The organism is Streptomyces sp. NPDC049541, assembly GCF_044465725.1.
GTDB lineage: Bacteria > Actinomycetota > Actinomycetes > Streptomycetales > Streptomycetaceae > Streptomyces.
This window is the reverse complement of record NZ_JBITLY010000019.1, coordinates 54,972-69,036: the sequence shown is the minus strand read 5'-3', so window position 1 is coordinate 69,036 and position 14,065 is coordinate 54,972. Positions and strand designations below refer to the sequence as shown.

The 14,065-nt window shown below is 71.5% G+C and carries 7 protein-coding genes and 1 pseudogene; all 8 read right to left on the bottom strand.

All coding sequences use genetic code 11. From position 1 onward, the window contains the following. Positions 1–35: 35 nt before the first annotated feature. A pseudogene (locus ACIBW9_RS40790) lies at positions 36–5,606 on the bottom strand (SDR family NAD(P)-dependent oxidoreductase); the annotation flags it as partial. 39 nt (positions 5,607–5,645) lie between these two features. After that, entirely contained in the window at positions 5,646–8,759 is a 3,114-nt protein-coding gene (locus tag ACIBW9_RS40785) for a type I polyketide synthase (protein ID WP_398963388.1), read from the bottom strand. 55 nt (positions 8,760–8,814) lie between these two features. Next, positions 8,815–9,552 carry a thioesterase II family protein gene (locus tag ACIBW9_RS40780; RefSeq protein ID WP_398963385.1) on the bottom strand — a complete coding sequence of 246 codons (738 nt, stop codon included), beginning with the start codon at positions 9,550–9,552 and terminating at the stop codon, positions 8,815–8,817. Beyond that, a complete protein-coding gene (locus tag ACIBW9_RS40775) occupies positions 9,549–10,799 on the bottom strand; it encodes a cytochrome P450 (RefSeq protein WP_398963381.1) in 1,251 nt (416 codons plus the stop codon). Before ACIBW9_RS40775 ends, ACIBW9_RS40780 begins: the two co-directional genes overlap by 4 nt. Then, positions 10,796–11,056, bottom strand: coding sequence for an acyl carrier protein (locus ACIBW9_RS40770; protein WP_398963378.1), 261 nt, complete (start codon positions 11,054–11,056; stop codon positions 10,796–10,798). Before ACIBW9_RS40770 ends, ACIBW9_RS40775 begins: the two co-directional genes overlap by 4 nt. 402 nt (positions 11,057–11,458) lie before the next feature. Further along, positions 11,459–12,223, bottom strand: a complete 765-nt coding sequence (locus ACIBW9_RS40765; RefSeq protein WP_398963375.1) for an ABC transporter permease — start codon at positions 12,221–12,223, stop codon at positions 11,459–11,461. Continuing rightward, entirely contained in the window at positions 12,220–13,194 is a 975-nt protein-coding gene (locus tag ACIBW9_RS40760; RefSeq protein WP_398963372.1) for an ATP-binding cassette domain-containing protein, read from the bottom strand. Before ACIBW9_RS40760 ends, ACIBW9_RS40765 begins: the two co-directional genes overlap by 4 nt. 100 nt (positions 13,195–13,294) lie before the next feature. After that, on the bottom strand, positions 13,295–13,984 hold the full coding sequence (locus tag ACIBW9_RS40755; RefSeq protein ID WP_398963515.1) for a thioesterase II family protein: 690 nt from the start codon (positions 13,982–13,984) through the stop codon (positions 13,295–13,297). Positions 13,985–14,065 lie beyond the last annotated feature (81 nt).

The window sequence follows — 14,065 nt, the reverse complement described above, 5'->3', positions numbered from 1 at the left end:
ACGTCGGCGTTCTTGTCGTTGGTCATCGCTTTCCCCTAGCCGAGCTCTTTGTCCAGCAGCGCGAGGAGTTCTCCCGCTGAGGCCGAACCGATCTGGTCGACGATCCCGGCCGGTTCTCCGGCGCTCACCATCGAACGGACTCGGCCCTGCAGCTCGCCGAGCAGAGTGGAAATGGTGGTCTTGTCCTCCTCCGCGAGCCGGAAGAACGCGTCCTCCAGCCGGGCGCCCAGTCCTTCGATGTCCTTGACCAGGTGATCGGCCGGGGACTGCGGGCCGGCAGCGGAGTCGGCAGTGATGCCCGCGCCCAGGAACCGGGCCACGGCGGCCGGGTTCGGGTGGTCGAACACGAGCGTGGCGGGCAGCTTCAGGCCGGTCGCCGCCACGAGCTTGTTGCGCAGCTCCAGCGCTGTGAGCGAGTCGATCCCGAGTTCCTTGAACGTCGCGGCGGGACCGATCCGCCCGGTGTCGGGGTGCCCGAGGACGAGCGCGGTCTGCGCCCGTACGGCATCGAGCAGCGCCGCCTCCGCCTCGGCAGGCGGCAGCGACTTCAGCCGCTCGGCGAGTGCGATGCCGGTGGACTCCCGGCTCGCCCGGGCGCCGGGTCCGGCCGGTGTCCCGGCCAGGGTGCGCAGGAGCGGCGAGGCCATCGGGCCGAGCGTCGTCAGGTTCAGCCGCACCGGCACGAGCACCGGCTCGTCCACCGAGACCGCCGAGTCGAAGAGCGCGAGCCCCTCCTGCGAGGACAGCGGCTGCACGCCCTGCTGCTGCATACGGGCCACGTCCGCGTCGGTGAGGTCGGCGCTCATCTCGCTGCGCTCCGCCCAGAAGCCCCAGCCCAGTGCACCGGCCGCCAGTCCCTCGGCCCGGCGCGCCTGCGCGAGGCCGTTGAGGAAGGCGTTGGCCGCCGCGTAGTTGGCCTGTCCCGCGAAGCCGAGCACGCTCGCGATCGAGGAGAACAGCACGAACGCGGACAGGTCCAGGTGCCGGGTCAGCTCGTGCAGATTCCAGGCTCCGCGCACCTTCGGCGCGAGGACCGCGTCCAGGCGGTCCTCGGTCAGGGCCTCCACGACGCCGTCGTCCAGCGCGCCCGCACAGTGGATCACCGCGGTCAGCGGGTGCTCGGACGGCACCCCGGCGATCAGTTCGGCGACGGACTCGCGGCTCGTCACGTCGCAGGCCACGATGTCGACGTGCGCCCCGGCCCCGGTCAGCTCCTCGCGCAGCACGGCCGCCGCCGGAGCCTTGGCCCCGCGCCTGCTGGTCAGCACCAGGCGGCGCACCCCGTGCCGTTCGACGAGGTGCCGGGCCAGCATGGCGCCCAGGCCACCGGTACCGCCGGTGATCAGCACCGAACCGGAGCCCAGAGCGTTCAGTGCCCTGTCGGACGTGCCCGTGGCGTGGACCAGTTGGGGTGTGGTCACCCTGCCGGCCCGGATCTTGAGCTGGGCCTCCCCGGTGGCTGCCGCGGCCGGGACCAGGGCCCACGAGGCGGCCCGGTCGTCCGTGTCCACGAGCGTGAACCGGGCCGGGTTCTCGGTCTGCGCGGTACGCAGGAATCCCCAGATCGCGGCAGCCGCGGGGTCGGGGTGCGGCACCCGCTCGTCGTGGAACGCGTCCCGCGTCACGACGACCAGGCGGGAGTCGCCGAACCGTTCGTCGGAGAGCCAGGTCTGCGTCCAGCGCAGCACACGGTGGAGGTTCCGCTCGACGTCGACGGGTGTGTCGGCGCCGTCCGCACGCTCGATGCCGGCGATGACGACCGGGGGTATCTCCCCGCCCTGAGCGGCGAGTTCGTCGAGGTCGGTGAAGAGAGGCCGGTCCTGGCCCAGGGATGCGGTGATCGCATCGGATCCGCCCACCACCGCGTACCGGTCCACGGCCGGACCGGAGGCGACGGTGACAGGGACCCAGTCCACCTGGAACAGCGAGTCCTGGTCGTCGAAGCTCAGCTCGGTCAGCAGCTGGACGTCCACGGGCCGCAGGGTCAGCGATGCGATGCCACCGACGGGTGCCCCGTTCTGGTCCGCGAGGGTCACGGACAGCGTGTTCTCGCCCACGGGGGCGAGACGGACGCGCAGCGCGGTCGGCCGGGCGGAGTCGACGCGGATGCCCGTGCAGCGCAGCGGCAGCCAGCCCTCGGACCGGGAGTCGTCGACGAACCGCCCCAGACCGACCGGCAGCAATGCGGCGTGCAGCAGTGCCGGGTGGATCCGGAACCGGCCCTGGCCCGTACCGTCGGACGCGGGCAGCTCCACCTCCGCGAACAGGGTGTCGCCCTGGCGCCACACCTGCCGCAGGCCTCGGAACAGGGGCCCGTGGCTGAAGCCGAGGGCGGACAGCCTGGCGTACTCCTCCTCGAAGGCCACGGCGGCGGCGCCCGTGGGAGGCCAGGCGACGAGGCCTTCGGGCGCGTGGCCTCCCGCGGTGTCGGATCCGACGGCCCCGACGGCGTTGCGCGTCCACTCGGGTTCGCCCTCGCCGCGTGAGTGCACGCTGATCACACCCTTGCCGTCGACCACGACGCGGATCTCGCGCTCGGCCGTCCGGGACAGCACCAGCGGGGTTTCGAGGGTGAGTTCGTCGACGACGTCACATCCGGCCTTGTGCGCCGCCCACAGCGCCAGCTCCGCCAGCACCGTCGCCGGCACCAGGACGGCGCCGTGGACCACGTGGTCGGCGAGCCACGGGTGGCGCTCCAGCGACAGGCGCCCGCTGCCCGCGACTCCACCGCGCTCGCCGTCGTCGGGCAGATCGATCACGGCATCGAGCAACGGGTGGTCGGACGTGCTCACGGTGGTGGACTCGGTGGGTGCGTCCAGCCAGTAGCGCTGCCGCTGGAAGGCGTACGTGGGCAGGTCGACCGACCGGCCGTCCCGGCCCGGGAACGCCGTCTGCCACGACACGGCGACGCCCGCCACGAAGGCCTCGGCCGCCGACTGGTACAGCCGCCCCAGGCCGCCCTCGTCGCGGCGCAGCGAGCCCACCACGAACCCGGTGGCGCCGGGGGTGGTGTCGAACATCTCCTGGATGTTCATCACGAGCAGCGGGTGCGGGCTCAGCTCGATGACCGCGCTGCCCCGCTCCTGCTCGATCAGGCGCCCCATGGCGGCCGCGAACTGGACCGGTTCGCGCAGGTTGCGGTACCAGTAGTCGGTGTCGAGCCGCAGGGGGTCGATCAGCCCACCGGTCACCGTCGAGTAGATCGCCACCGGCGTGGGCTGCGGGGTGACCCGGCCCAGCTCCTCCTGGAGCCGGCCGTCGAACCGGTCCATGAGCGGCGAGTGCCCGGGCACGCTGGACTTGATCAGTCGCGCGCGGGCGCCCTCGGCCTGGCAGGCCGCGACCAGTTCCTCGACGGCCTCGGTCTCACCCGACACCGTCGTCGAGTTCCGTCCGTTCACTGCGGCGATCCCGAGCCGGTTCCCCCACCGCTTCGTCAGTTCCTGGACACGCTGTTCGGGCAGCAGGATGCCGGCCATGGTGCCCTGCCCGGTGACCGTGGCCAGGAGCCGGGACCGCAGGGCCACGATCTTGGCCGCGTCCTCGATGGTCAGGGCACCCGCGACGTAGGCCGCGGCGATCTCGCCCTGGGAATGGCCGATCACCACATCCGGTGTCACGCCCAGCGAACGCCACACCTTGGCCAGCGACACCATCACCGCGAACAGCACCGGCTGGACGACGTCGATGTTCTCCAGGTCCGCCGTCCCGGGCCCGCCGCACACGGTGTCGATCAACGACCAGGACACCCACGGCTCCAGCGCCTGTGCGCACGCGCGCAGTTCCTCGGCGAAGACCGGGGAGGTCTCCCACAGCTCCCGGCCCATGGCGATCCACTGCGCCCCCTGGCCGGGGAAGACGAACACCGTCCTGCCCACCGGCTTCGCGACCCCGGACACCGCGGCGGCGGGGCCGGGTTCGTCACCCGCGGCGACGGCTCCCAGGGCGGCGAGCAGTTCGTCGCGGTCGGCGCCGATCACCACCTGGCGGTGCTCGAACAGCGATCGCGTCGTCACCAGCGCGTGTCCCACGGCCTCGACCGGCAGGTCCTCGTCCGCGGCCACGGTGTCCCGAAGCCGGAGCGCCTGCTCCCGCAGCGCCTGCTCCGACCGCGCCGACAGCACCCACGGCACCGCAGCGGGGGAGCCGGTGGACACCCGGCCGGTGGTGGAGTCCGCGGCCTCAGGAGCCGGTAGCCGGTCCTGCTCCGGGGGCTCGGGTGCCTGCTCGAGGATCAGGTGGGCGTTGGTGCCGCTGATGCCGAAGGACGACACGCCCGCGCGCCGGGGCCGGCCCGCTGCCGTGGTCCAGTCCCTGGCCTCGGTCAGCAGCTCCACCGCACCGGCCGACCAGTCCACGTGGGTCGAGGGACGGTCCACGTGCAGCGTCTTCGGCAGCACCCCGTGCCGCATCGCCATGATCATCTTGATCATGCCGCCGACGCCCGCGGCCGCCTGCGTGTGGCCGATGTTCGACTTCAACGAGCCCAGCCACAGCGGGCTTTCGGGTTCCCGGCCCTGCCCGTAGGTGGCCAGCAGTGCCTCCGCCTCCATGGGGTCGCCCAGCCTGGTGCCGGTGCCGTGCGCCTCCACCGCGTCCACCTCGTCGGCCGACAGGCCGGCATCGGCCAGGGCAGCCCGGATGACACGCTGCTGCGCCAGTGGGTTCGGCGCGCTCAGCCCGTTGGACGCCCCGTCCTGGTTGATCGCCGAACCGCGGATCACCGCCCAGATCCGGCGCCCGTTGCGCCGCGCGTCCGAGAGCCGCTCCAGGACCAGCACGCCCGCGCCCTCGGAGAAGCCGGTGCCGTCCGCCGCGTCCGCGAACGCCTTGCATCGCCCGTCGGCCGACAGACCCCGCTGCCGGGCGAGTTCCACGAACATCCCCGGCGTCGGCAGCGCCGCCACCCCGCCGGCCAGCGCCAGCGCGCACTCCCCGGACCGCAGGGACCGCACGGCCTGGTGGACGGCGACGAGCGACGCCGAGCACGCGGTGTCGGTCGACACCGCCGGGCCCTCCAGACCCAGCACGTACGCCACCCGGCCCGAGGCCACGCTGAGGTAGGTCCCGGTGAGCTGGAACCCCTCCACTTCGCCGGCTGCCCCGCCGCCCACCCGTGGGCCGTAGTCGACGCCGTAGATCCCGGTGAACACCCCGGTCGCCGAACCCCTCAACCCGGCCGGGTCGATACCCGCCCGTTCCAGCGCTTCCCACGACGTCTCCAGCATCAACCGCTGCTGCGGGTCCATCGCCAGCGCCTCGCGCGGGCTGATGCCGAAGAACTGCGCGTCGAAGTCCGGGAGTTCGGGGAGGAATCCGCCCGTGCGCGTGTACGTCTTGCCGTGCGCCTCGGGATCCGGGTCGTACAGGGCCTCCACGTCCCACCCGCGGTCCAGCGGGAAGTCGCCCATCGCGTCCACACCGTCGGACACGACCGACCACAGATCTTCGGGGGACGTCACCCCGCCCGGGAAGCGACACCCCACACCCACGACAGCGATGGGCTCGCGCGCGGACTCCTCCAGCTCGCGCACCCGCTCGCGCAGTTCCTGCGCGTCACCGACGGCGCGTCGCAAGTAGGACCGGAGCTTGTCGACATCCTCCACCAGGGCCTCCCCCAAAGGTTGTTTAGAAGAACGGTGTGGCTATGCGTAACCGCGTTCGATCAACGCGTAGAGATCGTCATCGCTGCGGCTCTCCAGACCCGTCTCCTCCACCGTTTCGGGAGCTGCGGGCGCCTGGGGAGCCTCGGGTTCGAGCAGGGAGAAGAGGTGGTCGGCGAGGGCCTGCGGAGTGGGGTAGGTGAACGCGACGGTGGCCGGGAGCCGCACCGAGGCCACCGCGCCCAGCCGGTTGCGCAGTTCCACCGCCATCGAGGAGTCGAAGCCCAGGGCCTTGAAGGTCTCGGTCGACCGCGCCTCGAGATCGGCGGCCGTCGTACCCGCGCCCTTCCTGCCCAGCAGCGCCGCCGTTTCGGCGCACACGAGCGCGCGGACCGCCGATGGCGAGTCCAGTTCCACCGACCCGGAGCGCGCGAGCGGTCCGTCCGCCTGGCCGTCGGGGCCGTCCACGGTGTCGGTGCCGGCAGGCGCCGTCAGCCAGTGGCGCTGCCGCTGGAACGGGTAGGTCGGCAGGTCGATCCGGCGCGGCCGGCCGGCGGCGAACACCGCCTGCCAGTCCACCGGCACACCGTGCACGTGCAGCTCGGCCAGCGACGCCAGGACCTTGCCCAGGCTCCCGTCGTGCTTGCTCAGGGTGCTGATCACCTTGGGCGGGCTCGCCAGGGCGTCGGCGGCCTCCTCCATCGCCACCTGGAGCACGGGATGCGGGCTGACCTCCACGAACACGCCGCCGCGGGCACGCATCAGGTTCTCGACGACCTCACCGAAGCGCACCGTCGAGCGCAGGTTGTCGTACCAGTACGACGCGTCGAGCGCGCGGGTGTCGAGCCGTCCTGCGGTGACCGTGGAGTGGAACTCCACCGCCGTCTGTCTCGGCGTGACACCCGCGGCGGCCTCGAGCACCTGATCACGGATGCGTTCGACCTGGTGCGAGTGGGACGCGTACTCGATCCTGACCCGGCGCACCCGGACACCGTCACCGGCCGCCAGCGCGGCGAACTCCTGAAGTGCCTCGAGGTCCCCGGCGATCACCACGGAGGCCGGCCCGTTGACCGCGGCCACGGACAGCCGTCCCGACCACCGTCCCAGCCGGTCCTCGACCCAGTTCAGGGGCGCGGCCACCGCGTTCAGCCCGCCCAGGCCGGCCAGCGCGGTCAGTGCCCGGCTGCGCAGGGCGACGACCCGCGCCGCGTCCTCCAGGCTGAGCGCACCCGACGCGCAGGCCGCGGCGATCTCTCCCTGCGAGTGCCCCACCACCGCGTCGGGCACCACGCCCAGCGACCGCCACAGCCGCGCCAGGGACACCATCATCGCGAACAACGCCGGCTGGACCACGGCGTCGCCGCGCTCCAGCGAGGGCGCCGAATCCGCGCCGGTCACCAGATCCAGCAGGGACCAGTCCAGCCACGGGTCCAGAGCGCGCGCACAGTCGTCGATCGCGCGCGCGAAAACCTCCGACTCCGCGTACAGCTGCTTCCCCATGCCCAGCCACTGCGAGCCCTGGCCGGGGAACACGAAGACGACCGGGCCCGCGGGCCCCGTGGCCACGCCGCGCACCGCCCGCGCCGCGGCACCGCCCGCCGCCACCAGGTCGAGGCCGGCCAGCGCCTCCTCGCGGTCACCGCTCAGCACCACCGCCCGGTGCTCGAACGACGACCGCGTCGACACCAGCGAATGGCCCACGTCGGTCGCCGACAGCGACGCGTCGGCGGCCACCAGTTCCCGCAACCGCGCCGCCTGCTCCCGCAGGGCCGGCTCCGAGCGGGCCGACAGCACCCACGGCACCGCCCCGAAGACTCCTGCGGAGGTCAAGTCCCCGTCCGCGGGGGGCAGTTCGGTCCGCTCGTCGGGGGCCTGTTCGAGGATCACATGCGCGTTGGTGCCGCCCATCCCGACCGACGACACCCCGGCCCGTCGCGGCCGGCCCGGCTCGCCCGGCCAGGGCCGCGCGGTACGCAGGACCTCGAAGTCCTCGTGGAAGTCCGGTATGGCGGGGTTCGGCGAGCGAAAGCCCGGAGTCGGGACCAGGTGGGCGCGATCCACGCAGAGCGCGGCCTTCACGAAGCCGACGATCCCCGCAGCCGGCTCCAGGTGCCCGACATTCGCCTTCGCCGAGCCGATCACCAGGGGCCGGCCGCGGCCGGTTTCCCGGAACACCTCGCGCAGACCGGATATCTCGGCCGGGTCGCCGAGCCGGGTGCCGGTGCCGTGGGCCTCGACGTAGTCGACGGCCTCGAACGGGACGCCCGCGCGCCGCAGAGCGGACAGCACGGTGGTCGCCTGCCCGGTGGGGCTCGGGTCCGGCATCCGGCTGGTCGCTCCGCCGCTGCTGACGCCCCAGCCGCGCACCACCGCGTAGATGTGATCACCGTCGGCGACGGCGAGGTCGAGCCGCTTCAGCAGGACGAACGCCCCGCCCTCTCCCCTGATGAAGCCGTTGGCCCGCTCGTCGAAGGGGAAGCAGCGGCCGTCGGGCGACAGGGCGCCCAGATTGGCCAGGCCGGCTCCCGCTTCCGGATCGGCCACCAGGTGCACGCCGCCGGCGATCGCCATGTCGACCGCGCCGGACCGTATCCGTTCGCACGTCAGCGCCAGCGACACGAGGGAGGAGGACTGGCCCGAGTCCGCGCAGAAGCTCATGCCGCGCACGTCGAACAGGCTCGAGATGCGGTTCGCGATCAGCGCACCGCTGGAGCCGAGCGCGGCGTAGTGATCGTCCTGGTCGCTGCCGGACAGCTTGCGCAGCAGGTCGTACCCGGAGGGCGCGGCGCCGACCACGACGTCGACCTCGCGGCCCGCGAGCGCGCTCGCCGGGACGCGGGCGTCCTCGACGGCCTCCCAGGCCAGCTCGAGACCCAGCCGCTGCACGGGATCCATGGCGGCGGCTTCCGCCGGCCCCGCCGCGAAGAAGTCGGCGTCGAACCCGTCGACGGACGCGAGAAACGAACCCGAGTTCAGGGTGGCGGCGTCCGGGTGGGACGCGTGCTTCGAGTTCGCGTCGGCGGCCCGCTGCTCGGGGAACGTTCCGATGGTCGACTTCCCGTCGAGCAGCAGGCGCCAGAACTCGGCCGGGTTGTCCACACCGGGAAAGCGGCACGACATCCCGATGACGGCAATATCGGTGGCTGCGCCACTCATTCGCATTCCTTCCGGTTCCCTCGGTGTACGGCTCTTACGGGCGGCTGACCTGCGCTCACAGCCAACTGGTCAGCGCCTTCTGCAGCTCGCCCGGCGCATCCATGAAGTCGTAGTGGCCGCCGTCGACCACCCGGAACTCGACCGAGTCCGCGTACCGGCGCCACCCCTGGAGGTCGGCGAGGCCCACGTCCGGGTCGTCCCGCCAGTGCAGTACGACGACGGGGCAGTCCACCGCGACCGCCTCGGTCCGCCGGTAGGCGGCCGCGGCCGCGGTGTCACGCAGCAGCACCATGAGGCCGAGATCGACCATGTCCGGCCGCGGCTCGATGCCCCGGCTGCGGACGAACGACTCCACCTCGGCGCGCAGCTCGGACTCGGTCATGGTGAGCATCCGGTCACGCGAGGCATCGTGCGGGGCCGGCTGGCCCGACACGAACAGGCGGTCCGGTGTGGGCAGGCCGAGCTCGGCGAGCCTGAGCACGGTCTCGTACGCGGGCATCGCACCCGCGCAGTGCGCGAAGAACGCGAACGGCCGGTCGAGCAGCGGCTCCAGGGCCTCGACCAGGTCGGCGGCGAGCTTCTCGTACGTGCCGTAGTGGGGGTGGCCCAGCCGGTTCTCGCGGCCGGGGAACTGCACCGGGCAGACCTCGACGTCGCCGAGCGCGGCCGGCCAGGCGCTGAACGCCGAGGCCCCGGACCCGGAGAAGGGGAAGCAGAAGATCCGTGCGGGGTGGTCGGCGGACGGCGGCCGGACGAACCACGGTGACGCGGTGATGGCGGTGCCGGAAGTCATGGCGTGTGTCGTTTCTGGGCGACGATGGGGAGGTGGGTCATCCCGGCGATGAAGTACGACCGCAGCTGCTGCGGTTCGCCGGCGAGTTCGATCGAGCCGAACCGCTGGAGCAGTTCCTCGAAGAAGATGCGCAGGGTCAGCCTGGCCAGCGGCGCCCCGATGCAGAAGTGCGGCCCGAACCCGAACGCGACGTGGCGCTTGGCGTTGCTCCGCGTGATGTCGAACGTGTGCGGATCGGTGAACTGGGACGCGTCCCGGTTGGCCGAGCCGATCCACGCGACGACCGCCGCACGGGCCGGGATGGTGCCCCCGGCGATCTGGACGTCGTCCACCGCGTACCGCATGAAGTTGCATGCGCCCGAGGTCCAGCGCAGCCCTTCCTCGACCAGGTTCGGGATCAGCGACGGATCGGCCTGCGCCTTCTCGAACTGCTCGGGCCTCTCGATGAGCGCCTGCACCGTGCCCGAGACGGTGTGCGGCGTCGTCACGTTGGCACCCACGAGAATGCTGTAGCCGTCGAGGGCGATCTCCTCGTCGGTCAGCGGCACGCCGCCGGCGCGGACGTTCATGAGGTGGGCGAGCAGGGTGTCGTCCTCGCCGCCGGTCGACCGGCGCTGCCTGACCCACTCGGTGACGTAGTTGACCAGCTCGTGGTGGGAGATGGCCAGCGTCGCGGCCTCGCTGCCCACCAGGAAGTGCGGGTCCGAGGGAGCCGTCACCATCGCGGTCAGCTGGACGAGTTCCTCCCAGTCCTTCTCCGGGATCCCCAGCAGCGGGCCCGTGACCATCGCCGGGAGGAGCAGCGCCCGCTCGGCCAGGTCGAAGGTCTCGCCGTCGAGCGCCGGCTCGAGGAAGCGCTGGATCGTCCGGCGGATCGAGTCCTCCCAGGACTTCACCGCCCGGGCGGTGAGCGGCGAGCCGAGCGGCCTGCGGACCTCGGTGTGCCGCGGCGGGTCGGTGGACGTCAGCAGCTTGCCCGCCGCGGGGTCGTCCACCCCGACGTGGGTGGGTGTCGTGCCGCGCTCCGAGGTGAACTCCCGGTGGTCGCCGAGCACGCGGCAGACGTCCTCGTACCGGGTCACCGACCAGAACTCCCGGCCGTCAGGGAGGACTTGGTGGTGCAGGGGCGCCTTTTCCCGCATCACGTCCCAGACCGGGTGCGGATCGCCCGAGGTGTAGAGGTCCAGGTCGAACAGGTCGACACGGTCGAGGTCGATGTCGCGCGCGGGGCCCGGCGTCAACCTCACGCCGCCGCCCTCCCCTGCTCTATCAGCTCGGCGACCCGGGCCGGGGTCTGCGCCAGGTAGAAGTCCCGCACGGACAGCTTGACGCCGTAGTCCCGCTGCACCCGCTCGATGATTTTGATTCCGGCTATCGAATTGCCGCCGAAGGCGAAGAAGTCATCCTCCGGACCCATCTGGCAGTCGAGGTATTCCCCCCACATGTCCGCGATTTCCTGCCCCAGTGACACCGGTGCGCTCGACGGCGCGGCTTGACGTTCCATTGCCAGTCTTTCCTTCCTCCGCCGACCGGGAATGCCCGCTCGCGTCCTTTGCGGTCCGGTATCCGGACCGTCATCGCCATGACGACCACTGGGGCCCTGTGCGCTGTCCCGCCGGCGAGACAAATTCTTCGAATGGCCGAATTGAGTGTGACGTGTATGCGCGTCCGTTCCCAGCGGGTCGGTGGTCTCCCGTGCGCGCGCCGGCGGACGAGGTTCTTCTCGACGGGACAGGACAATTCGACAGCGGCTCGGTTTAACGACGTTAGAGGCCCACTGGAATGAGGGAGAATCCCTGAGAGCCTGTGTCATGCCCCCGGCCGGGCGCGGAACACACAAAGCCGCCCCGGCGAAGTGGAGTTCGCCGAGACGGCAGGGGAAGTGGTGCGAACCGGTGGGGCGGAGTCACACTCGCTTCTTGAAGTTGGCGATCGCCCACACATAGCCGACGACCGTGAGCCCCGCGCACCAGGCGACGGCGGCGATGACGTGGCCGGTGGACGGCGTGGTGTCGAACAGCAGGCCGCGCAGCGTCTCGATGATCGGGGTGAAGGGCTGGTACTCGGCGAACTGCCGCACGCCGGCCCCCATCGTGTCCGCGGGGACGAACGCGCTGCTCAGGAACGGCAGCATGATCAGCGGCACGGTGGCCATGCCCGCGGATTCCACGGTCTTCGCGCCGAGGCCCATGGCGACCGTGAGCCAGCTGGTCGCGAACCCGAGGAACAGCATGAGGCCGATCGCGCCGAGCCACTGCGGGAAGCTCGCGTGCGGACGGAACCCCATCGCGAAGCCGACGCCGATGATGGCCGCGTCGGCGATCAGGGCGCGCAGCGTCGTGGAGACGACGTGACCGAACAGCACGGCGCCGTGCGAGACGTCCATGGCCTTGAACCGGTTGGTGATGCCCGTCGTCATGTCGCTGTTCACGGCCGCAGCGGTCGGTCCCAGCCCGTACGTGATGGCCATCACGATCAGGCCAGGCACCGCGTAGTCGACGTACTCGCCCTGGACCTTGAAGGCGCCGCCGAACACGTAGACGAACATGAGCATCATCACGATGGGAAACAGGACCGCGTTGAACACGGTGACCGGATTCCGGGTCGTGTGCTTGTAGTTGCGGCGCATCATGATCGCCGCGTCGCCGAACGCCGTCGCGACACTGCTCACGGTGCGACCGCCTCCTTCTCCTTGATCGTGTTCTCGGTGTTCGTGCCGCCGGTGGCCGTGTTGTCGGTCAGGGCGAGGAAGACGTCGTCGAGGTCCGGTGTGTGCACCGAGAACTCCCGGGCGTTGATGGCGTTCTCGTCGAGCCGGCTCAGCAGGGCCAGCAGCGACCTCGACTCACCGTCGTTGGGCACCCGCAGTGTCAGCTCCTCGTCGTCCCGCGTGGAACCGGGCAGCACCCGCGCCGCCGCGTCGAGTTCGTGGAGGTCGGCGAAGCGGAACCGGGCGTGGGTGCCGGGGATCTGGCGCTTGAGCTCCTCGGGGGTGCCCTGAGCGACCAGGCGGCCCTGGTTGAGCACCGCGATCCGGTCGGCGAGCTGGTCGGCCTCCTCGAGGTACTGGGTGGTCAGGAAGATCGTGGTGCCCTCGGCCACCAGCTCGCGGACGATCTCCCACATCGTGCGCCGGCTGCGCGGGTCGAGACCCGTCGTCGGCTCGTCCAGGAAGATGACCTGCGGGTTGCCGACCAGCGTCATGGCCAGGTCCAGCTTGCGGCGCATACCGCCGGAGTAGGTCGCCGCCATCTTGTCCGCCGACTCCACCAGGTCGAACCGCTCCAGGAGCCGCGTGACCAGCTGGTCGGCCGCGCGCACGCGCTTCAGGTCCGCCACCAGCCGCAGGTTTTCCCGGCCCGACAGCAGCTCGTCCACCGCGGCGAACTGGCCGGTCACGCCGATGGCCGCGCGCACCTGCTTGGTCGCGGTCACCACATCGTGCCCGGCGACCTGCACCGTTCCGGCGTCGGCCGTCATCAGCGTCGTCAGGATGTTCACCGTCGTCGTCTTGCCGGCCCCGTTCGGACCGAGCAGGGAGAAGATCGACCCGGCGGCGACATCGAAGTCGATGCCGTCGAGCACGACCTTGTCGCCGTATGCCTTGCGCAGCCCTGAAACTGCAATCGCTGAACTTCTCATGCTTCCACTTTCCTCTCCGGGCCTGTTACGCCCCTGTCACGGCGCTCGACCCCGTCTCCGCCGGTCACAGCCGCGCCTACGGTCGGTGGCCGACGCCTCGTCAGCGGCCGCGGGCGGACTCCGCTTCGATCACGTCCAGCACCTGGCGGCCGTGGTCGACCAGGTACATGTGGTCGCCCGGGAGCTCCGCATAGCTGAATTCCGCCGTGGTCGCGGCCTGCCACTGCCGGGCCTCCTCCGCGGTGACCAGGCCGTCGATGTCGCCGCGCAGCGAGCAGATCGGCACCGACACCGGTTCGTCGGTGCTCGGGACGTAGGCCTCGTGCATCTCGCAGTCGGCCTGCAGGGTGGGGAGGATCAGTTCACGCATCTCCGGGTGGTCGAGGGCCTCGTGCCGGAAGCCCGCGAACTCCTCGACCCTGGCGAGGAACTCGTCGTCCGGGAGGCCCGCCGCCCGCCGCTCGCGCTGGGTCCACGGCCCCGGCGAACCACTGACGACCAGCCGCTCGACGTGCACGTCGCGCGCGCTCAGCAGGTGCACCAGCTCGTAGGCGAGCACCGCGCCCAGGCTGTGCCCGAACAGCACGGCCCGCGTCCCCGCACCGAGGTCCGCGACGATGTCGTCGATGGAGCCCTTGGCCGCCTCGACGACATTGCGGTACGGCGTCTCAAGGATCCGCCGTTCCCTGCCGGGCAGTTCGACCGAGGTCACGCGCCACCGGCCGGCGGCCAGCTCCCGCCACGGGTGGAAGAACGAGGCACCTGCTCCCGCGAACGGCACGCACAGCAGCGTGGTCTGTTCCCCGTGTTCCGCGGATACGCCGGGTCTTGTCACCCTGACCAACCCCCATCATCTTCGCTTGGATCGCTT